The 25,847-nt window shown below is 65.6% G+C and carries 21 protein-coding genes and 2 pseudogenes; 11 read left to right on the top strand and 12 right to left on the bottom strand.

Annotated elements, in window-relative coordinates:
* Positions 1 to 151 precede the first annotated feature (151 nt).
* From B4383_RS13595 to B4383_RS13585, 3 genes are all read right to left on the bottom strand, one after another.
* On the bottom strand, positions 152 to 1,162 hold the full coding sequence (locus B4383_RS13595) for a hypothetical protein (RefSeq protein WP_078290807.1): 1,011 nt from the start codon (positions 1,160 to 1,162) through the stop codon (positions 152 to 154).
* A gap of 198 nt (positions 1,163 to 1,360) precedes the next feature.
* Complete coding sequence (gene hrpA / locus B4383_RS13590) at positions 1,361 to 5,263, bottom strand: ATP-dependent RNA helicase HrpA (RefSeq protein WP_078290806.1); 3,903 nt, start codon at positions 5,261 to 5,263, stop codon at positions 1,361 to 1,363.
* A gap of 45 nt (positions 5,264 to 5,308) precedes the next feature.
* Positions 5,309 to 6,769, bottom strand: a complete 1,461-nt coding sequence (locus B4383_RS13585) for a carotenoid oxygenase family protein (RefSeq protein ID WP_078290805.1) — start codon at positions 6,767 to 6,769, stop codon at positions 5,309 to 5,311.
* Positions 6,770 to 6,896: 127 nt separating this feature from the next.
* On the opposite strand from B4383_RS13585, the pseudogene B4383_RS13580 reads away from it, so the two are divergent.
* Positions 6,897 to 7,631 (top strand): annotated as a pseudogene (locus tag B4383_RS13580) (SDR family oxidoreductase).
* Here B4383_RS13580 and B4383_RS13575 read toward each other — a convergent pair.
* Positions 7,628 to 8,899, bottom strand: coding sequence for a MinD/ParA family protein (locus tag B4383_RS13575; protein ID WP_078290878.1), 1,272 nt, complete (start codon positions 8,897 to 8,899; stop codon positions 7,628 to 7,630). The pseudogene B4383_RS13580 and the gene B4383_RS13575 overlap by 4 nt on opposite strands.
* Positions 8,900 to 9,033: 134 nt before the next feature.
* The gene (locus B4383_RS13570; RefSeq protein ID WP_078290804.1) at positions 9,034 to 9,348 is read right to left on the bottom strand and encodes a hypothetical protein; all 315 of its coding nucleotides are present in this window, start codon (positions 9,346 to 9,348) and stop codon (positions 9,034 to 9,036) included.
* A 195-nt stretch (positions 9,349 to 9,543) separates the two neighbouring features.
* On the opposite strand from B4383_RS13570, the gene B4383_RS13565 reads away from it, so the two are divergent.
* Genes B4383_RS13565 through B4383_RS13555 form a run of 3 tightly spaced genes read left to right on the top strand, consistent with a single transcriptional unit; the run spans position 9,544 to position 12,814 of the window.
* Positions 9,544 to 10,170 carry a response regulator transcription factor gene (locus tag B4383_RS13565; protein WP_078290876.1) on the top strand — a complete coding sequence of 209 codons (627 nt, stop codon included), beginning with the start codon at positions 9,544 to 9,546 and terminating at the stop codon, positions 10,168 to 10,170.
* Positions 10,171 to 10,220: 50 nt separating this feature from the next.
* Complete coding sequence (locus B4383_RS13560) at positions 10,221 to 11,363, top strand: ATP-binding protein (protein ID WP_078290873.1); 1,143 nt, start codon at positions 10,221 to 10,223, stop codon at positions 11,361 to 11,363.
* A 47-nt stretch (positions 11,364 to 11,410) separates the two neighbouring features.
* Positions 11,411 to 12,814: a mycothione reductase gene (locus B4383_RS13555; protein WP_078290803.1), complete on the top strand. Its 1,404-nt coding sequence runs from the start codon at positions 11,411 to 11,413 to the stop codon at positions 12,812 to 12,814.
* Between the two features lies 1 nt (position 12,815).
* Here B4383_RS13555 and B4383_RS13550 read toward each other — a convergent pair.
* From B4383_RS13550 to B4383_RS13535, 4 genes and pseudogenes are all read right to left on the bottom strand, one after another.
* Positions 12,816 to 13,209, bottom strand: a pseudogene (locus tag B4383_RS13550) (hemophore-related protein).
* Positions 13,210 to 13,298: 89 nt separating this feature from the next.
* Positions 13,299 to 14,537 carry a lipase LipE gene (lipE, locus tag B4383_RS13545; protein ID WP_078290802.1) on the bottom strand — a complete coding sequence of 413 codons (1,239 nt, stop codon included), beginning with the start codon at positions 14,535 to 14,537 and terminating at the stop codon, positions 13,299 to 13,301.
* A 95-nt stretch (positions 14,538 to 14,632) separates the two neighbouring features.
* Positions 14,633 to 15,778 carry an acyl-CoA dehydrogenase family protein gene (locus tag B4383_RS13540; protein ID WP_078290801.1) on the bottom strand — a complete coding sequence of 382 codons (1,146 nt, stop codon included), beginning with the start codon at positions 15,776 to 15,778 and terminating at the stop codon, positions 14,633 to 14,635.
* Positions 15,779 to 15,823: 45 nt separating this feature from the next.
* A complete protein-coding gene (locus B4383_RS13535; RefSeq protein WP_078290800.1) occupies positions 15,824 to 16,600 on the bottom strand; it encodes an AraC family transcriptional regulator in 777 nt (258 codons plus the stop codon).
* Positions 16,601 to 16,625: 25 nt separating this feature from the next.
* On the opposite strand from B4383_RS13535, the gene B4383_RS13530 reads away from it, so the two are divergent.
* The 4 genes from B4383_RS13530 (at position 16,626) to B4383_RS13515 (ending at position 19,913) form a co-directional block, all read left to right on the top strand.
* Positions 16,626 to 17,534 carry a sterol desaturase family protein gene (locus B4383_RS13530; RefSeq protein WP_078290871.1) on the top strand — a complete coding sequence of 303 codons (909 nt, stop codon included), beginning with the start codon at positions 16,626 to 16,628 and terminating at the stop codon, positions 17,532 to 17,534.
* A 75-nt stretch (positions 17,535 to 17,609) separates the two neighbouring features.
* A complete protein-coding gene (locus B4383_RS13525) occupies positions 17,610 to 18,248 on the top strand; it encodes a GntR family transcriptional regulator (RefSeq protein WP_078290869.1) in 639 nt (212 codons plus the stop codon).
* A 46-nt stretch (positions 18,249 to 18,294) separates the two neighbouring features.
* Complete coding sequence (locus B4383_RS13520) at positions 18,295 to 19,497, top strand: MFS transporter (RefSeq protein ID WP_078290866.1); 1,203 nt, start codon at positions 18,295 to 18,297, stop codon at positions 19,495 to 19,497.
* Between the two features lie 26 nt (positions 19,498 to 19,523).
* Positions 19,524 to 19,913 (top strand): DUF1304 domain-containing protein, encoded by a 390-nt coding sequence (locus B4383_RS13515; RefSeq protein WP_078290799.1) that lies wholly within the window; start codon positions 19,524 to 19,526, stop codon positions 19,911 to 19,913.
* 4 nt (positions 19,914 to 19,917) lie between these two features.
* On the opposite strand, the gene B4383_RS13510 is transcribed toward B4383_RS13515, so the two are convergent.
* A complete protein-coding gene (locus B4383_RS13510; RefSeq protein ID WP_078290798.1) occupies positions 19,918 to 20,757 on the bottom strand; it encodes a sulfurtransferase in 840 nt (279 codons plus the stop codon).
* A 263-nt stretch (positions 20,758 to 21,020) separates the two neighbouring features.
* On the opposite strand from B4383_RS13510, the gene B4383_RS13505 reads away from it, so the two are divergent.
* Together B4383_RS13505 and B4383_RS13500 are read left to right on the top strand one after the other, a co-directional pair.
* A complete protein-coding gene (locus B4383_RS13505; RefSeq protein ID WP_078290863.1) occupies positions 21,021 to 21,455 on the top strand; it encodes a MarR family transcriptional regulator in 435 nt (144 codons plus the stop codon).
* A 41-nt stretch (positions 21,456 to 21,496) separates the two neighbouring features.
* Positions 21,497 to 22,576: a DUF1254 domain-containing protein gene (locus tag B4383_RS13500; RefSeq protein ID WP_078290797.1), complete on the top strand. Its 1,080-nt coding sequence runs from the start codon at positions 21,497 to 21,499 to the stop codon at positions 22,574 to 22,576.
* A gap of 6 nt (positions 22,577 to 22,582) precedes the next feature.
* Here B4383_RS13500 and B4383_RS13495 read toward each other — a convergent pair whose 3' ends face one another.
* A complete protein-coding gene (locus B4383_RS13495) occupies positions 22,583 to 23,143 on the bottom strand; it encodes a TetR/AcrR family transcriptional regulator (protein WP_078290796.1) in 561 nt (186 codons plus the stop codon).
* A gap of 69 nt (positions 23,144 to 23,212) precedes the next feature.
* Between B4383_RS13495 and B4383_RS13490 the strand changes: the two genes are divergently transcribed.
* A complete protein-coding gene (locus B4383_RS13490) occupies positions 23,213 to 24,145 on the top strand; it encodes a TauD/TfdA family dioxygenase (RefSeq protein ID WP_078290795.1) in 933 nt (310 codons plus the stop codon).
* A 130-nt stretch (positions 24,146 to 24,275) separates the two neighbouring features.
* On the opposite strand, the gene phoA is transcribed toward B4383_RS13490, so the two are convergent.
* Positions 24,276 to 25,835 (bottom strand): alkaline phosphatase, encoded by a 1,560-nt coding sequence (gene phoA / locus B4383_RS13485; RefSeq protein ID WP_078290794.1) that lies wholly within the window; start codon positions 25,833 to 25,835, stop codon positions 24,276 to 24,278.
* Positions 25,836 to 25,847: the final 12 nt, after the last annotated feature.

Below are 25,847 nucleotides of genomic sequence, written 5' to 3'. Positions count from 1 at the left end.
TGTCCATGAACGCCCGCGACATGGCCGAAGGAGCCAAATGGGGCGCATAAACGCCGACTAGCGGACGCATAAGGGCTAGAGACCCCAAAGGGCCTCTAGCCCTTATGCGTTGGCTTCTTGCGAATCACACCAAGGTCCGGCGGGGGCGCCGCTAGCGCTGCGCTTTGCAGACGTTGATGATGGCTTCGCTCTCCTGGAGTATCTGCTGCACCATCGCGTCATAGGCAGCGGCGTCGACGGCTGTTTCACGACTTCGTTTCACGATGTCAACGGATTGGTCGGCAAGGTCGGTCAGGCGCTGAACCCGCCCCGCGAGATTCTGATCGGACAGGGTGGGGTGCGCGCGCATGCGGTCGGCCCAGTCCTGATAGGCGCTGAGCGGAGGCCCTTCGGGCCCAATGAGATTGCTTTTGGTGAGATCGCGGTGCTCGTCGTCGACGTAGATCCCGACCACGTTCAAGGCGGTTTCGCAGTCGGTGGGCCTTTTGCCGCCATTGACGACGGTGAGTCCCCCGGCGATGACCCCGACGATGGCAGCAGCGATCAGTAGACGTGACCGCGGTGGGGGCTGATAGCGAGGTGGCGGCGCAGGTGCGGCATCGGGAGGCGAACCCGCCACAGCGTCGAGCCGCTGCATCTGACGCTGTACCCGCCGGAAGTGATACTCGCTCCAGCAGACCAGTGCAGACACTAGGAGCACGAGAAGTAGATAGGTGAGACCTCGTTGAGCGCCGTCGCTGTAGAGCATCAACGAAGCTCCGCTGATCATCAACACGATCGGGAGCCACCAAAGGCGAACCAGCCAGCGGGGCATCTGCTTTCGTGTCTCGAGGATGACGCTGCCCATCTGGATCGCCGCCGCTAGCACGGCCGGATCGTCGGGCGGATCGCCGCGCCACAGTGAGGTGATCGCCTGCGAACGTTGGTGTTTGTCGAGCCCGGCAACTGCAGTCGTGCAGTAGCGGTGCGGGCGTTGCTGAATGCCGACCGCGAGGACTGCGATGCCGACAACCACGACGCCGGCCTGGAGCGCCAGCCAGCGGGGATCGGTAGCGCGATTGCCGAAGTACAGCAGCCAGAACGGAATGTACAGCGCCGCCCCAAGACCCGCGGTGACCGCAAATCGCGCCCACCATTGTTGCAGCAAGAATCGAATCCCCATGGTTGCCAGTGTGCCAGATTGTCGATGCGATGCGCACTTGAGGGCTACTGGAGTGTGAGGAAGTGACGTGCGTGTTCGGTGATTCAGGCAAAGGGCGCGCTAGCCTGGTATCCCGTTCCCGGGATCGGGTGGAGTCGTAGCCAAGATCGGAGGCGCCCGTACTGGGCGAGGAGGCCTGGACACTGGGCTGCCAGCCACTCACCGAGCGGCGTTGATGGCCTTGAGAATTCGTTGCTCGCTGACCGCGCGCGCGGTGCCGAGCTGCTGGGCCCAGAGGCTCACGCGCAGCTCTTCGATGAACCACGCGATGTCCCTGACGTCGGGATCGTCCGCGCGCCCGGCTGGCAGATCGCGCAGTAGGTCGTCGTAGGTGTCTTCGACGGCGTGCACGCGTTGCATGCGCTCGCGGTCGGCTTCCACACCCTGCGGTAGGCGCTCTAGTCGATTCCCGATCGCGGTGACGTAGCGTGCCAGGTCTGTCAGCCGCGCCGCGCCGGTGGCCGCGACGAACCCGCCCTCGAGCAGCCTGGCAAGTTGGTCGCGCATGTCGGCGATCGCATCGGCTTGCACCGCAGGTGCTTTGGTGGGCAGCGCCACCTGTACCTCACTCCAGGCCACCACCACCTTCTCGGCACGGCGCACGATATCGAGCGTAGTCGCCGCCAGATTCTGGGCGGCGTGGTCTCGAAGTGCGCTGAACTCCGCTCGGGTCCATACCGGTGCGGGTGCCAGCAGATCGACTGCTGCGTCGGCGCAATCATCGAGCAGTGCCGCCAGCGAGCCATCCGGATTTGAGGCGAGCATCAGCTTGGATCGCGGGTCTAAGCCTCTTTCAACGGTTTTCATGGGTGACGGAATGGACAGCCGCAGCAGGCGCCGGGTGCCCACTGACATGGCTGCCCGCTGCTCGGAGTCGGTGGCGAACACGTGGATATCCACGGCGGCTCCCGTGTCCACTAGGGCCGGGTATCCGCGCACGGTGTGTGCGCCGCTGACTTGTTCCACGGTGCGGGGCAATTCGGCCAGATCCTCGGGCCAGCCGCGTAGACCGCGGCGTTCCCATTCGCCCGCCACCACGGCCGCGACGGCCTGGCGGGTGGAACCTGCGAGCTGCTGTTGCAATGCTTCGAGATTCTTGTCGCGTGCCACCTCGGAGCCGTCGGCGGACTCGACGATGAACGTGACCCGGAGGTGCGGGGGCACTTTATCCAGGTCGAACGCATCGGTGGGTACGCGAATGCCGGTAAGCCGATGCAGCTCGCGCCCTAGTGCGTATACGAGCGGTTCGGCACCGGGTTCGAGGCTTTCCAGCACTGCGCGGGCGGTATCGGGTGCGGGAACGAAGTTGCGGCGCAGGTCCTTGGGCAACGAGCGGATGAGGGCGGTGATCAGCTCCTCGCGCAAAGCCGGTACATGCCAGGCAAATTCATCACCGCCAAGACGGGCAAGAACTTCCACCGGGATGTGCACGGACACGCCGTCGTCGGCCGCACCCGGTTCGAATCGATAGCTCACCGGCAGCGCCACGTCGCCCGCGCGCCAGGTGTCGGGCATGTCGGTGGCCGCATCCTCGGCGCGCAGCAGATCGTTGCGGGTGAAGGTCAGCAGGTCCGGCGTCTTGTGCCGTTGCTTGCGCCACCAGGCGTCAAAGTGCCTTGCGGACACCGTATCGGCGGGAATACGAGCAGCGTAGAGCGCGAAGATCTCGTCATCGCCCACCAGCAGGTCGCGGCGCCGGGCCTTGTCCTCGAGCTCGGACAGCTCTTCCAGCAAGCGTGCGTTGTCTCGCAGGAAGTGGTGCTTGCTCTGCCAGTCGCCCTCCACGAGGGCGTGTCTGATGAACAATTCGCGGGCCAGCTCCGGATCGACCTGTGCGTAACCCACGCGGCGGCGAGGCACCAGGGGCAGCCCGTACAGCGTGACCCGCTCGAAGGCCATCACGGAGCCGCGCTCGGCGTCCCAGTGCGGCTCGCTGTAGGCGCGTTGCACCAGATCCCCGGCGATTCGCTCGACCGATTGCGGTTCGATCCGTGCCGCGACGCGGCCGAACAATCGGCTGGTCTCGACCAGGTCGGCGACGACCACCCACCGTGGGGGCTTCTTGGTGAGCACCGAACCGGGCGCCAACACGAACTTGGTGTTACGTGCGCCGGAGTAGTCGCGGGTGTCGCCGTCGCGTAACCCGATGTGGGACAGCAGGCCGCCGATCAGCGCGGCATGGACTAGGGCGGGGTCGGCCTGCTCCCCCGACTCGCGAATGCCGAGGTCGCGCGCGATGCTGCGCAACTGGCCCACCAGATCCTGCCATTCCCGGATACGCAGGTAATGCAGAAACTCATCTCGGCACATACGCCGAAACGCACTGCCGGAGAGCTGGCTTCGTTGATCCTGTATGTACCGCCAGAGGTTGAGGTAGGCACTGAAGTCGGAATGGTCGTCGGCGAACCGCGCATGTTTTTGCCGCGCGGCGTCCTCGCGGTCGACCGGGCGCTCCCGCGGATCGGGAATGGACAGGGCCGCCGCGAGCACCAGGATCTCCTCGACGCAGCCTTCGGCATCGGCCTGCAGAATCATCCGCCCGATGCGGGGGTCGAGGGGTAGGCGCGCCAGCCGGCGGCCCAGCTCGGTGATGGTGTCGGCGGTGTCGAAGGCGCCCAGTTCCTGCAGCAGTTGCACACCGTCGCGGATGCTGCGTTTGTCGGGCGGATCCAGGAAGGGGAAGTTTTCGATGTCGCCGAGCTGCAGGGCTGCCATCTGCAGGATGACGGCGGCAAGGTTAGTCCGCAGGATCTCCGGATCGGTGTAGCGGGGCCGAGCCTCAAAATCCTGCTCGGAGTACAGCCGGATGCACACGCCGGGTGCGGTCCGTCCCGACCGGCCGGACCGTTGCGCGGCCGACGCCTGCGAGATGGGTTCGATGGGTAGGCGCTGCACCTTGGTGCGCCGACTGTAGCGGGAGATGCGTGCGGTGCCGGGGTCGATGACGTACCGGATGCCGGGAACGGTCAGCGAGGTTTCGGCGACGTTGGTGGCCAGTACCACGCGCCGACCGGTGTGAGGCTGAAAGACCTTGTGCTGCTCGGCTGTTGGCAGCCGAGCGTACAGCGGAAGTACCTCGGTGTTGCGAAAGGCACCGCGCAACGTCTCGGCGGTGTCGCGGATCTCACGCTCGCCGGACAGGAAGACCAGCACGTCCCCGGGCGGCTCGCTCTCCAGCTCACGGACGGCGTCGGCGATGGCCTCGGTCTGGTCACGTATCTCGGTACGGACGATCTCGTGATCGGGGTCATCGGGTTCGTCGTCAGCTTTGGTACGGGAGTTGCCGGGTACGGGGACTTCCAATGGCCGGTACCGAATCTCGACAGGGTAGGTCCGGCCGGAGACCTCGACGATGGGTGCGCCTCCGAAATGTGCCGAAAATCGCTGGGGCTCAATGGTTGCCGAGGTGACGATGATCTTCAGATCGGGCCGTCGTGGCAGCAGTTCGCGCAGATAGCCGAGCAGGAAATCGATGTTGAGGCTGCGCTCGTGTGCTTCGTCGAGGATGAGTGTGTCGTAACGGAGCAGTCGCCGGTCGCGCTGGATCTCCGCGAGCAAGATGCCGTCGGTCATTAGCTTGACGAGGGTGCGATCGCTGGCTTGATCGGTGAATCTGACGGTGTAGCCCACGGTCTCACCGAGCGGGGTCCCCAGCTCCTCGGCGATGCGCTCGGCGACGGTGCGCGCCGCCAGCCGGCGCGGTTGGGTGTGGCCGATGGTGCCGCGGATTCCTCGGCCCAGCTCCAGGCATATCTTGGGAAGCTGGGTGGTCTTCCCCGACCCGGTCGCGCCTGCGACGACGACAACTTGATGCGCGGAGATCGCGCGGGTGAGTTCTTCTCGATGCGCACTCACGGGCAGATCCGGGTACGTGATGACGGGGATCGCGGCGGTCCGGGTGGCGACCAGGGCCTCTGCGGCCACGAACTGTTCGGCGAGTTTCGCCAAGGCGTCGGGGTCTGAGTCACGCTGATTCTTGAGACGGCGCCCGAGGCGAGACGCGTCACGAATGGTCAGTCCGTCGAGGCGCGCGCGCAACGCGGGACGGGACAATTCGGACACTCGGACAAGGATAGGGCGCGTGACGAAGAGTCCCGCTGGTCGCCTCTAGATTCTGTCGGTGAAACTGCCGTGGAATCCGGGAAAGTGGTGGCCCGGAAGGATCGCGATGGCGAGGGCTGGGTCTTCGATGGCGTGGGCGTCGAGAATATGTAGTTCTGTGCGGTGTTCACCGCTGTTGTAGATGACGGCGAGTATCCAGCCTTCGTCTTCATCCGAGGAGTGCGACCGCGGGACGAAGAGAGGCTCGCCCGCGACGAGTCCGGGCTCGAACGTGTGGTGGCGTTGGGTGTCGTTCGCGCGATCGAGCTTGACGATCGTGTTCTCGTCGGCCCGGGTCTGCGCGGACAGATAGGTGTAGCGGTGCTCGCGCCCGGTGCGCCGTTCGTCGTGGGTAGGGAACTCGGCTGGGGCGGTGGGGTAATCGGTGATGTGCACAGTTCCCGCCGGGGTGATGCGCAGTCGTGTCGGCCAGCCCAGTGTGGGCACCTGGGTACGGAATTGCTTCAGCCCGGCGGTGAGGAAGTCGAAATCCTGATGGCGCACGATATCCAGCACGACGTCGCCGCGGTCTTCGTAGGCATTGTCGACGTGGACGTAGACCAGGGGGTCACATTCGACGGTGCGGTGCGGGCCCCCGTCGCGCGGGACCAAAACGATCCTCATGCCCTGTTCGGGCCGGTAGTCCGCGCTGTCGCCCAGGGCCGCGAGGCCCAGGCCTGCCCATGCGGCGCGCACGGGGTCGACGGTGATGGGCGCCAGTGCGAAGACCAAATAGGTTGGGGTGATGGCAAAGTCGTGCTGAATGTAGATGTGTTCGGTGGGAACCTTGGCGATCTGGGTCAGTGTCCCGTTCGCGTCAATCCGGAAACACCGGAGGCATGCGAGGGCGGGGCCCGTCAGCGAGGGCGAGACATCCAGCCCGAAGTTGAACAGCTCGCCGGTGTCCGGATCGATGCGCGGATGCGGTGAGAACCGGGAGAATCGCGGCAGCCGTCCCTCGAATGTGCAGGGCCCGATCGTGCTCAGGTCGCCCGGGTCGATCTCCCAGGGCCGGCCGGCGTCGCTGAGCGCCAGTAGCCGGTCGGCGTGGACGACGGCATGAGTGTTCGCGGCATCGGCCGGCGGTCGTCCCGCGTTGTCCCACAGGTGTTTTCCTTGCGTGTAGACACCGCGGACATGCGCACCTCGACCGCGCGCTTCCTTGCGTCGTTTCGGTGTATCGACGAAGCGTGAGCGGAAGCGGACCGCACCGTCGGTGATCGTGAACTTCACGACCAGTCCGTCACCGTCAAACGGGTGGGCGGCGCGGAAACCGCCGTGGTCCCAATCGGCCGGGCCGTTGCGATAGAGGGTGCCCCGAAGCTCGCGGGGCACCGAGCCGATCAGCGGTAACACCATTTCACCGGGGGTTTCCTGCGCGGGCAAATACATCGTGAGGGCGTCGGCCACACGGCTGTCGGCAAGGGTCATCGCGAGCTCCTCGGGCTGAGAAACGGGGTCAGTCATATCTGCACACAGTTGTTCGCAGATATGACTGATTGTTGCTACCCGGGCGAGCAGAAGTCAATAGCGATTCAAATCCGGTGGCGCCGAACGCGGGACCCGATGTATCTCGCTGGGTAACTTCGCACCGGTGACCGGGTTCTTGTCTGAGACTGCCTTCGCCGGACGCACTGTCGTCTTGATCGGCGGGGGAACCGGCATCGGGCGCCGTGTAGCCGGGTTCGTGACTGCGGCGGGCGGCGAAGTCGTGCTCGGCGGGCGCACCGCCGCAACCCTCTCCACCGCTGCACACGAGCTGGGGCCGCGAGCGCGCTGGCATCTGGTCGACACATCGGAGCAGGCGAGCATCGACAAGTTCTTCGCGGATATCGACAGGGTGCACGGGTTGTTCACCACCGCCGCGACCTACGTCACCGGTTCGATCTCCGAGCTGTCCATCGAGGAGGCTGCAATGCCGTTCGAGTCGAAGTTTTGGGGACGGTGCCGGATGGTGAAGACGGCTGTGCCGAAGCTTGCCGCGGACGCCTCGGTGGTGTTGATGTCGGGGGCGGCCAGCGTTCGTCCGGCCGGAGACGCACTGGCGTAGGTCGCGGCCAACGCGGCGATCGAGGGCCTGGCCCGGGGGTTGGCCTTGGAACTGGCACCGATCCGGGTCAATGCGCTCGCGCCGGGCATGAACGGGCACCTGTGGAACCAGCGCGCGCCCGAGGTGCGCCGTCAGGCGTTTGAACATATTGCGGCAGCGGCCACGCTGGGCCGGGCTGTCACGGAGGACGAGGTCGCCGAGACCGCCGTCTACCTACTGCTGAACACCGGCACTACCGGCTCAACGTTGTACACCGACGGCGGGTACGCGCTGCGCTAGACGCTCCAGGCACTTGCCAGGCCGGCAGAGACCGACGCCGCGGCCGTCAGTAGCCCATGCCAGGTCTCCGGCTGCAGCTGCTGGATGTCCAGCGGGCCCGCGGTCGCGATGTGTGGGTCATACGGAACGGCGACAATGTGGTTCGGCGAGATCCAGCGGTGGAATCGGGCGACCATGGCCGCCACCAGCCGCTCAGAGTTCCTGCGATCTTCCCGACTGTCGTAGCCACGGACATGGTTGATCACCACCACCATGCGGGGGATCAGGTACTCGTAGCCCTCGGAGATGAGCCACTCAATCGCCCGGACCGCACCCTCGGCGCCGACCGGCGTGGCCGCCGCCACGAGCACCACACCGTTGGCGCACCGCAGCACGCCCGGCATCACCGGATGCCAGAAGTCAACGCCCGTATCGGTGATGAGCAGGCTGTAGAGCCGCTGCAGCCGATCGTGGACCTGGGTGTAGACCTCGGAGTTGAGTTCTCCCCGGGGACGCACCGAATGTCCGTTGGCGGCAAGCACATCCAGCCCGGTCTCGGAGTTCTGACCGACGAAGAAGCGCAGATCGAAGTTGCGCTCGGGCTCGTTTTGCGCCAGCACATCGGCGAAGGTGGACGAAGCGGACGGGTCGATCCACGACGCCAGGTTGGCCGACTGGCCCGGATCGGCATCGGTGGCCAGCACCATGTCCTTGCGGCGCAGCTCGGACAGCACAGAACCGAGGGCGGCGGTCATCATCGTCTTGCCGACGCCGCCATTGCCGCCCAGAACCGCCAGCGAGTGGATGCCTCGCCACGGCGTCCGCACCACAGCGGTGAGCTCGCGAAGTTCGGCCTCCTCGCGGGACTCGCCAGGATTGATGACGCCAAAGCTTCCGCGGTACATCCACTTACGCCAACCAACCGAAGCGGGCCGACGCGGAGAGGGCAGCATTTCCGAGCGGAGCTGGGCGCCCAATGCGTCGCCGATCGCCGGAGGGAGATCGACGCGCGGATCGTGGGGCGGCACAGCGTCCACGATGGACAGCGGGCCGCGGGGTGGCAGTTGCACGGGCGGCGGCAGAGGCCGTAATTCGGGCTGCTGCTGTGCCGCTGCCTCCGCGCGCTGTCGTTTGGCGTGTGCCCCGAGCTTGATGGGGATGATGGGTCCGGTCCGGTCGAGGATCTCCTCCTCGGAGCCGTCCGCCGGGGAATCGTTGGGCGCACTCACGGAATCTCCTCCTCCACCAGAAGCCGTCTGGCCCCAGCGCTCCGACAGTTCGTTCTGCATCGCGGGCAGCATGAGACCCGTCGCATACGCAGTCTCTTATGGCCGTTGCGCGGTTGGCGAGGGCCGTTACCCACCCGTGTCTGAATCGGCATCAAATGGGACGAGGTTGGTATGCACTCGGTACCGGCGGTAAATCAGCAGGTCACATCCACGTACATGGTCTTGGTGGTTGTGGTGGTGGTGAAGACGCCCGGACGCTTGTTGCTCGGCAGGCCGTAATCGGACCGAGTGGTGGTCTGTCCGGGACGCACACTGCTGGCGGTGCACTGGGTGAGGGCCTTGGAACCGGACTTGCTGACGATCACGTTGTATCCCTGTGCCTGAAGCTCGCTGACGGTCTGCTGGGCGTTTGAGCTGTCGGTCTGGGCGGACGCGGTGCCCAGGGCGAAGCCGAGGGGCGCGAGCGCAAGAGCGGCGGCGGCGGTTCCGGCGATGATGTACTTCTTCATGATTTCTCCTGTGCCAGTTGGTCTTTGTGTTTGATCACCGGGTTGTTTGGTGATACTTCAACGATGCGACCTGGCGGCGGGAAAGTCTGTCGGGCAAGTGGCCGATCAGGGGGATGACCGTGTTGTCCACCAATTGGGGGACACGTGCCGTTTTGGCGTGCCAAGCTTGCGTTTGTGCAGGTGAGCGGCGAGCTCGTGCGGGTAGTGGTCGGTGACGATCACCCGCTCTTCCGTGAGGGTGTGGTGCGGGCGCTGACCGGCAGCGGCCAGATAGAGGTGGTGGCGGAGGCCGAGGACGGCGCCGGCGCACTCGCGCTGATCAGGCAGCACCTGCCTGATGTCGCGCTCATCGACTACCGCATGCCGGAGCTCGACGGGACGCAGGTGGCGGCCGCGGTGCGCCGTGATGAACTGCGCACCCGAGTGCTCTTGTTATCCGCGCATGACGATGCGGCGATCGTTTATCGCGCGTTGGAGGAGGGCGCCGCGGGCTTTCTGTCGAAGGAGTCCACCCGCGCGGAACTGGTCAGTGCGGTGCTCGACTGTGCGCGGGGCCGTGACGTGGTGACTGCGAGCCTGACGTCAGGTCTGGCCGGTGAGATCCGCAGGCGCGCCCAACCGGCGGGCCCCGCACTGAGCGCCCGTGAACGTGAGGTGCTGCGGATGATCGCCGCCGGGCTTACCGTGCCTACCATCGCCAAGCAGCTGTTCCTGGCCCCGTCCACCGTGAAAACCCATGTGCAGCGGTTGTACGAGAAGCTGGGTGTCGGCGACCGTGCCGCCGCGGTGGCCGAGGCCATGCGGCGTGGATTGCTGGAGTAGCCGTGGCGATCGGACTGGACCAGATAGCCGACTACTTCACCGCCGAACCCATGCGGGTTTCGGCCTGGCTGCGGTTGCCGCTGATCGTGCTGATCGTGCTGTTGGGGTCGAACCCCAACATCGAAATGTGGCATGACGGTGTGTATTACGGGGTGATCGCGGTGTACACGGTGTCCGCGATCGCCTGGGTGGTGATCGCGGTTCGTGGACATGTCCCGCTGTGGGTGGCTCCCGCCGCCACGGCCATCGACATCGCCGCCGTGGTGGCGCTGTGTGTGGCCTCCGGTTACGGCACGTCGGAATTGCTTCCGGTGTTCTTCCTGTTACCCGTCTCGGTGGCCTTTCAAGAGCGGCCCGCGGTGACTGCTGCCCTTGGAATCATCACCGCTGCAGGGTATTTGGGTGTTTTGGTGTTCTACGCCAGGAGCGGCAACATCGACGGCATCCCCGGCGACGAGTACGTCACGGTGGCGACCTTGCTGTGGTTGGCCGCTGCCACCGCGGGAATGTGCTTCGTCCTCAAACGCCGCTCCGAACACGTGGGGCAGCTGTTGCACACCCGCGAGCAGCTGGTCCTGGAAGCGATGCGCGCCGATGAGCGGCATAACCGCGAGGTCGCCGAACGCCTGCACGACGGTCCGTTGCAGAACCTGCTGGCGGCGCGCCTGGAGATCGAAGAAGTGCTTGAACGTCAACCGGATCCGATATTGAGGGCGGTTCACTCCTCCCTGCGGGAGACGGCGGCGGAGCTTCGCGGGGCGGTGTCCTCGCTGCATCCGCAGGTGCTCGCCGAGCTGGGATTGACGGCGGCGATCCACGAGCTCGGGCGCCAGTACGCGGCGCGGGGGACCGCGGAGGTCAACACCGAACTGCAGGAAGTCGGCAGTCTCCCGGTGCAGCCGTTGGTGTATCGCGCGGCCAAGGAGCTTTTGACCAATGCCGTGAAACACGGCCGTGCCAAGAACATTCACGTCGAGCTGACCCGGGACGGGAATCTTTTGACGCTTGTGGTCGCGGACGACGGCAGGGGCTTCGATCCGCGCGAACTCACCTCATCGGTCGCCAACGGGCATATCGGGCTGGCCTCGCTGACGGTTCCGATCGCGGCTACCGGCGGCAACGTCGAGATCGTGTCGGCGCCGGGTGCGGGCACCCGGGTGTCCGTCACGGTGCCCGCCAATATGGCAGCGTAAGGGGGACGCTCGGCACCGAGAGCGGGCCCTCAACAGATGGAGAACAGGTGTACGACCTCGTCATCATCGGTTCCGGCAGTGGAAATTCCTTGCCCGACGACCGTTTCGCGGATCAGAAGATCGCGATCGTTGATCGCGGTGTGTACGGGGGTGCCTATGGCGGCACCTGCCTGAATGTCGGATGCATACCCACCAAGATGTTCGTCTATCCGGCGGACCTGGCCGATGAGGCACGCGACGGTGCCCGGCTCGGTGTGGACAGCTCGGTGAGCGGGACCCGCTGGGCCGATATCCGCGAGCGTGTCTTCGGCCGGATAGACTCGATCGCGGCGGGTGGGCTGCGCTACCGCGTCGAGGACTGCCCGAACATCACCGTCTTTCAGCAGGAGGCGCGATTCATCGCGCCGGGAGCCGATGCCGAGGGCGATCTGATTCACCGGCTCCAATTGGCCGACGGCACCATCCTGGAGGCCCGGCAGGTCGTGATCGCCGCAGGATCGCGCCCGGTCATCCCGCCAGTGATCGCCGAGAGCGGCGTGGCCTTCCACACCAATGACGACATCATGCGGCTGCCGGAATTGCCCGATCGTGTGGTCATCGTGGGCAGCGGCTTCATCGCCGCCGAATTGGCGCACGTATTCAATGGCTTGGGGTCGGTGGTGACGGTGATCGCACGCGGCCCAAGACTGCTGCGCGCCCAGGATGAGACGATCTCGCAGCGTTTCACCGAGGTGGTGTCGGACCGGTGGGATGTGCGGCTGAACAGGGAGGTGGTGGCGGCCCGTGAGATCGATACCGGCGGAGTCGAATTGGAACTCACGGACGGATCAACGGTGGCGGGTGATGCTCTGCTGGTCGCGACCGGACGTACCCCCAATGGTGATCAACTGGATGTGGCGGCGGCGGGATTGACGCTCGACGAAGGGGGACGCGTCCCCGTCGACCAGTACCAGCGCACCCCGGTGCGCGGCATCTACGCCCTGGGCGATGTGAGTTCGCACTATCTGCTCAAGCATGTGGCCAATCACGAAGCCCGGGTGGTGCAGGCGAATCTGCTTTCCGGGTGGGACTCGCCGACCACGGCCAGTGATCACCGGTTCGTGCCGGGTGCGGTGTTCAGCCGCCCCCAGGTGGCATCGGTGGGGTTGTCAGAGGACGAGGCGAGGCAGCGCGGGATCGATGTGGTGGTGAAGGTTCAGACGTACGGGGACATCGCGTACGGATGGGCGATGGAGGACACCGAGGGCCTGTGCAAGCTGATCGCGGATCGCGCGACGGGTCTGCTGGTGGGCGCGCACATCGTCGGCTATCAGGCATCGGCGCTTATCCAGTCGTTGATCACCGCGATGAGTTTCTCGATTCCGGTGCGCGAGATGGCGCGTGGGCAGTACTGGATACACCCGGCACTCCCCGAGCTGATCGAGAATGCGCTACTGGGACTGGAGCTTTAGCTCAGCCGGCCACGAACTCGTCGTAGGCGGAAGCCAGGCCTGCGGGCAGCACCGTGACATTGCATTCACGCTGGGCGTTGCCGATCGGTGCCAGCATGCCGCGTAACTCGTGGTACTCCGTGAGATGAGCGGTGAAGGACGTGCGGATGTTGGCGGCAGCCTCGGGCCGGGACTGGTTGGGGGGCGGCATCGAACACCGCGCGTGCGCCCGGGTGGCTGTCGAGGTAGCTGCGTGTCGCCGAGGTGGTGGTGCCGACAGTGTCGGACAGTCTCTCTTGGCTGCAGTCCGGCGCCGTGAATGCGGCGGGAGCCGCTACGACGACGGCTAATCCTCCGAAGAGGCTGATTGCGCTGGTGAGGGCTATCTGGCGTATGCGTACGTGGTGGAGTTTCATGGTGTCTCTCTTAGGGTCAGTCGTGCACTGATCCCCGACCGGGTGTTCCCCGGCCCTTGTTTACACGGCGGCGCTTGACCGCCGCGAGGTCAACCGACCAGCGGAATCTCCGCGGCGATGCTGTCCAGCAGCGCCGGATAGCGCTTGGCTTCCTTGTGGTTGCCCGGCTTGCCGCTGCTGACCACGCCGACGGATAGAGCGCGTGCGGGATCAGCCCAGACGGCGATGTCTACCAACCCGGTGTGCCCGAACGCGGCCGGAGAGTTGCGCCCGAATGGGCCGAATCGTTTGGAGCCCAACATGTATCCGGTACCCCAGCGCATCGGCATACCGCCGGTCGCCATGTCGGGGCGCAGCCGCCGGGCGGGTGCCGCGGCGGCCCGGATGGTTTCGGGAGACATAATCCGTACCCCATCGAGTTCCCCTCCGCGGCACAGCATCTCGGCGAAGCGGGACAGCTCGTTTGCGGTGGAGACGGTGTTGGACGATGGCACCACGCCGGTGAGGAAGAACGGCTGGTTCGACATCGGGATGATCTCGTGCATGGTGCCGCCGACTACCGCCCGGAAGGCCGCGCGCATGGGCGCGGGCAGTGGCTTGCCGGTGGGATGACTCGGTGCCACCAGCGGCACGTCCTCCGGCGCGACACCGTAGTTGGTCCATCGGAACCCAAGGGGGTCAAGGATTTCCGTGGCAAGTATGTCGCGGATGCTCTTGCCGGTGGCGCCCAGAACGATCTCGCGCACCAACGGTCCCCAGGTCAGTGCGTGGTACATGTGCACCAGGCCGGGACGGTAGAGCGGGCGCAGCTGGCCGAGCTGTTCGCGGGTGTACTCGCTGTCGTCCATCCGGGTGACGTCCGGCCGCGGTCCGGTGGGCACCGGAATGCCCGCGCTGTGCGTCATCACGTGGCGAAGGGTGATGCGATCCTTGCCCCGGCTGGTGAAGGTGGGCAAGTAGTCGCAGACGCGGTCATCGAGCGATAGCGCTCCGCGCTCGACCAGTAGGTGGACCACCGTCGTGGAGATGGCCTTGGCGGCCGAGTACACGCAGAACGGCGTGTCGGTGGTGACGGGGATCTTCTCGGCGTCGGCCGGATCGGTGGGAGCGTTGCCCCAGCCGTGTCCGATGGCACGGTTGAGGATCACCTTTCCCTTGTGTCGCAGACACACCTGAATCGCTGGGTGCATACCGGCCTGGTACCAGTACCGGGTTGCCTGCCAGATTCGTTCGACGGCGGCCGGATCGATGCCGGAGTGGTCCTCGTCGGCGGTGTTCGTCACCGAGTCCAGGTCTGCCGGAACTCGTATGCGTCCGTCGTCAGTCATAGTGCCCTTTCGCCGAGTGGGAATCTCACGAGGAAATTCCGGCCAAACGCCTCGTCAGATTCCCATTCGACGTTAGCGGCCCGGGCGGGGTCGGATCAGAAGCCCAGGTCGCGCCCGATGAGCTCCTTCATGATCTCGTTGGAGCCTGCCCAGATCTTGGTGACGCGGGCGTCCATCCAGGCCCGCGCGACCCGGCACTCCTTCATGTAGCCGTAGCCGCCGTGCAGCTGCACACACGCGTCGATGACCTCGTTCTGCACCTGCGAGGACCACCACTTGGCCTTCGCGGCATCGATTGCCGAGAGCTCACCCTTGCTGTGCGACAGCACACCTTGATCGACATACACCTGTGCCGCTTCGAGTTTGGTGACGAGCTCGGCGATGAGGAACTTGTTGTACTGCAGGCTGCCGATCTGCTGACCGAACGCCTTGCGCTCCTTGGCGTACTCGATCGTCTCCTCCAGCACGGCGGCTGCGTGGGCGATGTTAGCGACCGCACAGCCCATCCGCTCCTGGGGCAGGCGCTGCATCATCGAGATGAATCCCTGGTTCACCTCGCCGATCACGTTCTCGGCGGGCACCCGGACATCGGTGAAGAACAGTTCGGCGGTATCGGCCTCGGGCTGGCCCACCTTGTCCAGCTTGCGGCCGCGCTCAAAACCGGGCATGCCCTCTTCGACGGCGAACAAGGTGATGCCCTTGGCCTTGAGCTCGGGTGCCGTGCGCGCGGCAACGACGACGAGATCGGCGCGGGCGCCGTTGGTGATGAACGTTTTGGAGCCGTTGATGACCCAGTCGTCGCCGTCCTTGACCGCGGTGGTCTTGAGGGCAGCCAGATCGGAGCCACCCGACGGTTCGGTCATACCGATGGCGGTGATCATCTCGCCGCTACAGAACTTCGGCAGCCAGCGCTGCTTCTGCTCGTCGGTGGTCAGCTCGACCAGGTAGGGGGCGACGATGTCGAAATGGATGGACATCGACGAGGCCAGTGCGGCGCTGGAGCGGGACAGCTCCTCCTGTAGAACCGCGTTGTAGCGGTAGTCTCCGGCGCTGCTGCCCCCGAACTCCTCGGGCACGTCGAGCCCCAGGTAGCCCTGCTTGCCCGCCTCTAACCACAATTCGCGGTCGATGTAGCGCTGCTCGATGAAGCTCTCGGCGCGCGGCTCGACGTGGCGCTGCACGAATGCCTTTACGGACTCCCGGAACGCGTCGTGGTCCTCGGTGTAGATAGTGCGTTGCATGGTGTTATCGAAGCACGCGTCTAAATCCGCGTGCACCGGGCTCCGCTAGCTCAGCTGCACACTGCGGTGCAGCTCCACCGGGGTGATGCCGAACATCTCGTGAAACGCCCGGTTGGCATGGGAACTGTCGCTGAAACCGGCCGCGTGCGCGGCATCGGTCAGGGTGCCTCCGGTGCGCGCGACCTCGATGGTGCGGATGAGTCGTGCCCAGCGGACATACGCGGGGAAGGACATGCCGGTATCGCGGGCGAACATGCGCCCCAGCCGGTCCGCGGAGAGATGTACGACCCGCGCCACTTCGGCCAGCCGCACCGGCCCGGTCAGTATGCCGGGCAGCAGCCGGATGGCCTCCCGGACACTCTCATGTGGTTCGGGCGCGTGCGCATCGCCGACAAGACGGGCGATGACGTTCTCTGCCGCAGACGAATCATCTTGTATATCGATGAGTTCTGATGCTGCAGCGCACCAGGCGGCGGCGTCGTTGCGTGAGGCGTCGTCGAATAGTGCGCCGAGACCGCGGCCTTCGAGGCAGGTGGGTTCCAGGTAGATCATCAGACCGGTCGATGTGCCGCCGTGCACGGTGTGTTGCGCTCCCGCGGGAATGACGGCGGCGGGGCTACTGACCCGGCGATCTGCCGCGTCGGTGATCTGCAGGGTCCCATCCAGGGCGATGGCGATCTGCACTGCCGCATGAGTATGTCGGTGGGTATCCCCCAGCGCCCCGCGGTAGACGAGCCTCCCGGGTTCGATGACTGCCTCGCCTGTCCAGCCCATGCCTTTGAGTATCGGCGACAGGTCAACGGATCTATACATGCGCGGCATGCACACAAAAACCAAGACTGCTTGCATGGCTATTTGGTTTGTGCGGTACGGCTACGTGCCGCTGATGTTGTTGGGTATCAACGGGGTTGCGATTGCACTGGCGCATCGGCCGTGGGCACCACTGTGGATGGCAATTCTCATTCTGGTGGCGATCGGGCTGTCGTTCCTTGCCGAGCGGGTGGCGCCCTACTCGCCCGAGTGGAACGAGTCGATGGGGGACGCGCCGCGGGATGCCGCGCATGCCTTCGTGAACGAGACCGCGCTGCTGCTCACGGTGCTGGCCGTGCCGGCGGTTGCGCTGCTCTCGCCGTTCCACGCCTGGTGGCCGTCGTCGATCCCCTTTGTGTTGCAGGTGCTCATCGCTGCGACCGTCGCCGATTTCGGAATCACGCTCATGCACTACGCCAGCCACAAGGTGCCGGCACTGTGGCGACTGCATGCCGTGCACCACAGCATCAAGAGGTTCTACGGCTTCAACGGATTGATGAAACATCCCGTGCACGGTGGGCTGGAACTGATGGCGGGAACGGCGCCGCTTCTCATCATGGGGTTGCCGCAGGCGGTCGCCGAAGCATTGACGGTCTTGATCGCGGTCCAGCTGCTGCTGCAGCATTCCAACGCCGACTACCGGATCGGCCGACTGCGGGTGGTGTTGGCGCTCAATGAGGGGCACCGGTTCCATCACCTCAAGTGGGCGGGCATCGGCGACGTCAACTTCGGGCTGTTCACGCTGGTCTGGGACCATCTGCTGCGGACGTTCTCCTTTGACCCGGCGCGGCGCTTTCACAGTGACGACCTGGGTATGGCGGCCAAGCCGAACTATCCGGCCGGATACACCGCGCAGCTCGCCGAGCCGTTCCGGGCCAGCGGTGCGTGCCACTTCGACGGTGTGCAATCTGAGGTGACGGCGACCGTGCGGCAGCCGTCGACGTGACGCTGAACACCCTGTGAGGTGCGACTTTCGGCTTGCGGGGGCCACTGGCGGGGAGCTTAGATACATCTTGTGTCTATCAGTCGTACGGCAGCCATCTCCGCAAGTGAAGAGGCGTATCGCTGCGTCAAGGAGCGCATCCTCAGCGGCGACATCCCCGGAGGTGAGCTGCTGAGCGAAGGCGAGATCTCGGCGTGGATGGGATGCAGCCGCACCCCGGTACGCGAGGCCTTCCTGCGGCTTGAAACCGAAGGCTGGCTGAGGCTCTATCCCAAGCGCGGGGCCCTGGTGGTGCCCATTACCCCCGAGGAACGGCGGCATGTCGTCGACGCGCGCCGTGTCGTGGAGAGTGCGGCGGCGGCACGCATTGCCGAACGGGGCGCGTCGCAGGCACTCCTGTCTGACCTGTCCGCTCTCATCGATGTGCAATTGGGGCGTGCCGCGCAGGGCGATGCGGCGGGTTTCGCCGCGGCCGATGTGGACTTCCACCGCGCGATCGTTGCCAAGCTGGGCAACCCGCTGCTGGAGAACTTCTACGACAGTCTTCGCGAGCGCCAGCGCCGGATGGCGGCTGCCGCCATCGGGGTGGACCCGGTGCGGGTCGCACGGTCGGTTGCCGGGCACCGCGCGCTGGTGGACGCTCTTGCGGTGGGCCACGCGGCACGCTTCAGCGTCGAGCTGGTCGAGCACATGAAAGTGGTGACCGAGGGTGACTAGCCGGCTGTTGCCGCGGCTGGCACCCTGGCAGCGGGTGGCCCTCGCGATGTTCGGAATCGCCTGGGGTGGTAATGAATTCACCCCGCTGCTAGTGATGTACCGGCAGGCTGGCCAGTCGGCTGCCTCTGTTGACACGCTGTTGTTCGCCTACGTGCTGGGCATCATTCCCGCGTTGTTCCTGGGCGGACCCCTCTCGGACCGCTACGGCCGTCGTGCGGTGATGCTGCCCGCGCCGTTCATCTCGATGGCGGGGTCCCTGGTACTCGCGCTCGGCTCGCAGCACTTCGCGCTGCTGTTCACGGGGCGTGTGTTGTCCGGCATCGCACTGGGCCTGGCCATGGCCGCGGGCAGTTCGTGGGTCAAGGAACTGTCGGCACCGCCGTTCGATCGCCCCGGCACCGGAGCCCGGCGGGGCGCGATGAGCCTCACGGCGGGCTTCGCGCTGGGTGCGGCCGTGGCCGGGGCGTTGGCGCAGTGGGGACCCTGGCCGCAGCACCTGGCCTTCCTGGTCAACATTGCGATCACGATTCCCGGTGCGGTGCTGGCACTCTCGGTTCCGGAATCGGCCGCCGAGCGCGCACCGGGACGACTGATCGACGACCTCAAGATTCCCGCCGCACGCCGTCAGCGCTTCCTGCTCGTTGTTATGCCGTTGGCGCCGTGGGTGTTCGGATCGGCAGCGGTGGCGTATGCGGTGCTGCCCAGCCTCATCGCGCCGACGCTTCCGGGTGACCGCATCGCATTTTCGGCGTTGTGCTGTCTGGTCTGTCTGGGCTGCGGTTTCACCGCGCAGATGTTCGCGCCCAGGATTGACCGGGCGGGCACCGCCCGGCTTGGCATCATCGGGCTGGCACTGGTCGCCACGGGGATGGCGCTGGCCGCCGTTGCCGCATACCGGCTCACGATCCCGTTGGTCCTGATCGCCGCGCTGGTGCTCGGCGCGGGGTACGGAACAGCGCTGGTCAGTGGGCTGCAGGAGGTCAACCGAATCGCCGGGCTCACGGACCTGGCCGGCCTCACCGCCGTCTTCTACGGGCTGACCTATCTGGGCTTCGGGGTGCCGATGATGCTGACGGTGATCAGCGGTGCGCTGCCGACGCTGACGCACCCTCTGTTGCTCGGCGGCGGCGCGGTATTGGCGACGGTCTGTGCGGCGGTGGTGGCGATAAACTCGCGGACCGATATCTGCGAGCAGCCGCGCGTCGAGGCGACGCAGGCTGAGGGAACGCTTGAGTCGGCACTGCGTTAGCGGCGAGCCGGATAGGCTCTCGCAGCATGATCATCGCAGGGCTGGTACTGACCGGAATCGCAGCGCTCATCCACGTCTACATCTTCTATCTGGAATCGATCACGTGGACCAGTGAGAAGACTCGGAAGGTATTCGGTGTCCGCACGGTGGAGGAAGCCGAGATCACCAAACCGCTTGCCTTCAACCAGGGTTTCTACAACCTGTTTCTTGCCATCGCTATCGCGGTGGGGACGGTGCTATGGGCACGTGGTTGCACACCGGTGGGCGCGACGCTGGTCTTTACGGGCGCGGGGTCGATGGTCGCCGCCGGGCTGGTGCTGTTGATCTCGTCACCGGACAAGGCGTCGGCCGCGCTGAAGCAGCTGGTGCCCCCGCTTCTTGGGATCGTTGCTCTGGCCGTGGGATTGGCGCTCTGATCGGTTAGTTCGGATCGGGTCCGGTCGCCACCGGACGCTGCGGGTCACTCGACCACTCCGACCAGGACCCGGGGTAGAGGGCGGCGTCGTATCCCGCGATGGCTAAGGCGGCGATCTGATGTGTCGCGGTGACACCCGACCCGCAGTACACGGTGACGGCGGGGCTGTGTTCGACGCCGAGCTCGCCAAAGCGTTCACGAAGTTCGGCGGCGGATCGGAAGGTGCCGTCGGCATTGAGGTTCTCAGCAGTGGGCGCGGAGATGGCGCGCGGAATGTGCCCGGCACGCGGATCGAGTGGCTCCTCGTCTCCGCGATAGCGCGCAGCAGCGCGGGCGTCCAGAATTTGGATGTCCCCCCACTTCGATTGGATGGCGACCTCGGCGATATCGATGACGGCCAAACCGTCCAGCGAAGAGATGCTGACTTCGCCGGGCCCGGGGACTACCTCGCCCGTCTCGACGGGCCCGCCGAAGCGCTGCCAGGCCGCCCAGCCGCCATCGAGAATCCGGACGTCGGCAATTCCGGCGGTGCGCAGCAGCCACCAGGCCCGCGAGGCGGCCTGTCCGTTCCAGTCGTCGTAGACGACCACGGCGTCACCGTCGTTGAGGCCCCAGCGGCGTGCACTGGCCTGAAAGGCCTCGGGCGTCGGTAGTGGATGACGACCGCGAGCCGTCGCCGAGTGGTCGGCGAGGTCGGCGTCGAGATCGACGAATACTGCGCCGGGGAGGTGGCCCTCTAGATAGGCCGGGTGGCCGTCAGGGGCCATGACGGTCCAGCGCACGTCGAGTAGCCGGACCTCGGAGAGGCGGCCGGCGAGTTCGGCCGCCGAGATGAGCACGTCCATACCGAAACGGTACCGCCGGTGTGGGTTATCGCTGCGTGCCGCCCGAATCTACCGGCAGGCTCACCGAGGTGATGTAGCGCGCCTGGTCGGAGGTCTACTCGGTGGGGTCCTGACACAGATGGGCGATGACGCCGGGATTGAGGAGCATCCCCGTCTGGGTGCACCGTGTTGACCCGGATACTGAGCGGTCCAAGCTCATTGGCCGCTGTGCGGGCGCCGGGGCCGCTCAGCGGGACGATGGTAACTGTGTCAACATCACTGATATGGATCAGCAGGAATGGCAACCTCTCGGCGCATTGGTATACCGCGTGTCGGCGGCCTTGCGTTCGGAGATTGCCGCGGCGTTGGCGCCATTGAATCTGCCCTTCCCGCAGTACGTCTGTATGAGGGTGCTGTCCAAGAATCCCGGCTGGTCCAACGCGGACCTAGCCCGTGCGACGGATGTCACGCCGCAGTCGATGAACACCGTTTTGCAGGCGCTGCAGGACGCCGGTTTGGTATCCCGGCCGGACACCGTCGACTCCGGCCGCGCGCGCCCGGCGCAGCTGAGCCGGTCCGGTGCCGCCATGCTCAAGCAGGCAGACGTGCTGGCGCAAGAGGCCGAAGAGCGGTTGCTGTCGGGCATCTCGTCACAGCAGCGCGGCGACTTCTTCCAAACCCTGCGCGATATCGCGGGTGAGGATGCGACTAGCTGCTGAATCGCGCGTCCGGGGGAACGCCGGAGGGTAGTTTTGGTGCCATGAAGAGGCTCGCGGCTGGTGTGGTGGTTGGAATATCGGCAGTGCTCGCGGGGTGCGCCACGACACCACCGCCAGTGGTTCCCTCCGGCGCGTCGAGCGCACCGTCCCCAGAGCGGCGCACCTCAGAGGGTGCCATCGTCGTCACTCCGGACAACTTCGTGCGCGCGGAGACGGACCGGTATTTCGGGAACATCGTGAAGGACGGCGGTTTTGGTTCCTTCCATCACATCCGCGAATTGTCTCCACTGGATAGGCAGCTGGTCATCCGGCAGAACCGCGACACGCTCTATTCGTCGGCGGTGTTCGACCTGGATGCGGGGCCGGTCACCATCTCGACGCCGGGTCCGGGACAGCGGTTCATGTCGCTGCAGCTCATCACCGAGGACCACTATGTGCCGGCGGTCTTCTACGGCAAGGGTGAGCACACCATCACCAAGGAGCAGGCCGGTACCCGCTACGTCGCCGCGGCGTTGCGGACCTTGGTGAATCCGGCCGATCCGGCCGACCTGGCTCAGGTCCATGCCCTGCAGGACGCCGTCGCGGCACGGCAAGACCGCACGGGAGAGTTCGTTGTGCCCCAGTGGGACAACGTAAGTCAGGAGAAGGTGCGCGACGGTCTGCTCCAGCTCGCCGCGACGCTTCCCGATACCAGGGCGACCTTTGGCACCAGGGACGACACGGACCCCGTGCGCCATCTCATCGGCACCGCGTCGGCCTGGGGCGGGAACCCCGAGAAGGATGCCCTCTATCTCACGGTGAATCCCGCCAAGAACGACGGCGCCACGGTGTATCGGCTCACCGTGGGACAGGTGCCGGTCGACGGATTCTGGTCGGTCACCGTCTACAACAAGGACGGGTATTTCACGCCAAATACCCGGAATGCTTACTCGCTCAACAATGTCACTGCACAGCGGGATGCCAGCGGCAACACGACCGTGCAATTCGGGGGATGCACCAACGCCACGGTGAACTGCCTGCCGATCACGCCGGGCTGGAACTACGCGGTCCGGCTGTACCGCGCGCAGCCGCAGATTCTCGACGGCCGGTGGGTGTTCCCGGAGGCGCAGCCCGTCGGGTAGTCAGCCCTATTGTGGGTTAACGAATTTCGCGATCTGCTGAGCAACCTCGGATCGGATGTCGGCATCGGACATGTCGTCAAGACCGAAACCGGCTCGCAGGCTGGGGCCCATCAGGCGCCAGCCAAGCTGTAGCGCAATCGCGTGGGCCCCGGCCAGCCGCGCCTCTCGATCGTCGGCGTGGGCAGGACGGATCTGTTCGAGCAGCCATTCCATGCCGGGTTTACGTTCTTGCAGTTCTTCGATGGGGAAGCCGTCGAGAGTGGAGCGGACCATGACGCGCAGCTGCAGATCGTGTGCCGCCTCCAGCTCTTCACGGGGTGCCCCCGCCTCCCGCAAGGTCGCTGCGGCATCGGCCAGGTGCTGCAAGGTGTCCGCCAGCAGCTGACGCTTGCTTCCGAAGTGGCGGTGCACCAGACCGTGGTTCACACCCGCGCGCGTGGCGACCTCCCGGATGGACGTCGCCGCCGGCCCCTTCTCGGCGAAGAGCTCAGACGCGGCATTCAGGACGGCCTCCACGACCTCCTCCTTGCCCACGGGCCGGGCGTCCGTTGCCTGCGGTGTAGTCATGTGTGTACAGTAGCGGATGACTTGGTGTAGTCACTTGACTACACCAAACGATTACCGAAGGGAGCCGTCATGAGCAGCGATTTTCGTGTGGTGAAGGTGGGCGAGAACATTGGCGCCCGCATCGAGGGTGTGCGGCTCGGAGAGGTGGATGCCGAGATGGCGTGTGCCATCAACGAGGCAATGCTGGAGCACAGGGTGGTCTTCTTTCGTGGACAGCATCACCTCGACGACGAGGCGCAATTCGCGTTCGCGCGGTGCATGGGCGTGCCGACATCGGCGCATCCCACGCTGAAATTCGACGGTGAGCGCGTGATGCGGCTCGACTCGGAGGAGGGTGGTCGCGCCAACCAGTGGCACACCGATGTCACCTTCGTGGACCGGATTCCCAAGGCGTCGATCCTGCGGGCGGTCGAATTGCCGCCGTACGGCGGAACCACTACCTGGACCTCGACAGTCGCGGCCTATCGGCAGCTGCCCAGGGCCTTGCAGGAGCTGGCAGACAATCTGTGGGCCATGCACAACAACCAATTCGATTACGCCCAGGTTGATCCCGCCAAGGTGGCGGAGCTGCTGGCCAAGGCGGGGTCCGGATCCAAGTACGTGCGCGAGTTCGGGGCGACACATTTCGAGGCGCATCATCCGGTGGTCCGGGTGCACCCCGAGACGGGCGAGAAGGCGCTGCTGCTGGGCAACTTCGTCAAGCGGATCCTGGACGTGAGCGCAAGCGAGTCACAGGCGCTGTTCCGAATGCTCCAGGATCGGATTACCTGGTTGGAGAACACGATTCGATGGAACTGGGAGTTAGGTGATGTCGCGATGTGGGACAACCGGGCCACCCAGCATTACGCCGTCTCTGACTACGGCGATCAGCGGCGCCGGATGCATCGCGTGACGCTTGCCGGTGATGTGCCGGTCGGTGTGAACGGCGAAAGCAGCCGAGTAGTCGCCGGGGACGCCAGCGACTACTCGGTGATCGACAACCCGAAGCGGTTGGTGGCCTAAGGCCGCTGGGCTTCGAGTGGGAATCTCGCGAGGAAATCCGGCCGATTCTCCTCGCGAGATTCCCACTCGGTGGGTGGGCTAGTTCATCCCCGGGGATCATGCGTCCCCGTCGAGGTGCAATTCACCGACGTCAGGCCCGGCGCCTGCCCAGGAAGAACGCGGCCGCGGCAGCCACGGCGGCCGCTACCGCAGCAATTCCGCCGGCCAGCCACCAGGACGGACCGTTCGAGGCGTCGGGGCTCTTGGATCCGAGCAGTGCCCCGACGATCGTGTTGAAGTTGTCGGTCTGATCGGTGAGGCCGGAGACGTTCGCGGCACCCGGGCCGTAAGCCGCGATGCGCACCTGAGTTCCGGTGTGTGTCTGCGATTCACCCTCCGGCGCGGTGGGGTACATGATCCGCATGGTGGCGCCGTCGGCAGTCTTCACCGCGACCGACAGCGCGGTCGGATTGTCGAAGTCCTCGGGAACGATGAGCGAGGAGTGTCCATGATCGGCGGTCACGATCACCAGGGTGTTGCCGTCCTTGCGGGCGAAGTCCAGGGCGGCGGCGACCGCCTCGTCCAGAGCGATGGTCTCGCCGATCTGACCGCAGATGTTGGCGGCGTGGTCCTGCTTGTCGATTGATGCCGACTCCACCTGCAGGAAGAAGCCCTTGTCCTGGCCCTTGGTCGAGTTCACCAGCAGGTCAATGGCTTTGGTCGTCATCGCGGAGAGTTGCGGTTGATCCTTGGGCAGCTCGGGGTTGGCCTGGCAGGTGGTCGCGGGCAGCTTGCCGCCGTTGGGGACCGCCGCGGGCACCTTATCCCACTGCACCGGCAGGTTGCCCCTGCCGAACACACCCAGTACCGGGTTATCGAGGTTGTTCACCTTATTCAGATCACCTGCGGTGGTGGGCAACTGGTAGCCGGTGGCCTTGGCGACATCCAGCGAGGTCTTACCCCTATGCTCACCGGCGGTGATGGTCTCCTCGAAGTACTTGCCGCCGCCGCCCAGGCTGATGTCTGCCCGGGTACTCACCAGCTGCTCGGAGATAGAGCCCTTGCCGCCGTTGTCGACGGCGTTACCCGCGCACTTCTCCAGGGTTTCCTTGGGGCCCTTGCAGTCCCGATCTGTGACATGAGCGGTAAGCACCGCCGGGGTGGCGTCCTGCAGCTCCGCGGTGGTGACATTTCCCGTCGCAAAGCCCTGCTTCTGCACGATCTCCAGGATCGTGTCCAGCGGCTTGCCGTCGAGGTCAACCGAGATGGCGCCGTTGTAGGTCTTGGTCCCGGTCGCCCACCCGGTGCCGGAGGCCGCCGAGTCGGTCACGTAGTCGGGCTTGCCCTTCTCGGGACCGTCCTTGGTGAGGGCGAACGTGGTGTACTCGCCGGTGATCGGCAGCGCGTCGAGTCCGGGAAGCGTCCCGGCCGCGCCGTGCTGGTAGTTGCGCGCCGAGGTGATCTCCGAGGTCCCCATGCCATCACCGATCAGCAGGATGACGTTCTTGGCGTTGCGGCCCAGCAGCGAATTCCGCAGATCCGCCGCCTTATCGCCGTCGCGCCCGCCTTTGGTGCGGTTAGCGCCACCGGTCTTGGCGATATCGCCGACGGGTACCTCAGGGGAATCCGAGGGCGGGGCGGCGGCCGCGGACGGCGCCAGCGCCAGGATCAGTGCGGATGTGAGGACCGTGGCTGCGTGGGAGATGCGCATCGGGACAGTTTC

Source organism: Mycobacterium sp. D16R24 (genome assembly GCF_002013385.1).
Taxonomy (GTDB): Bacteria; Actinomycetota; Actinomycetes; order Mycobacteriales; family Mycobacteriaceae; genus Mycobacterium.
The sequence above is the reverse complement of the archived record's forward strand: the minus strand, read 5'-3'. Positions and strand labels throughout refer to the sequence as shown.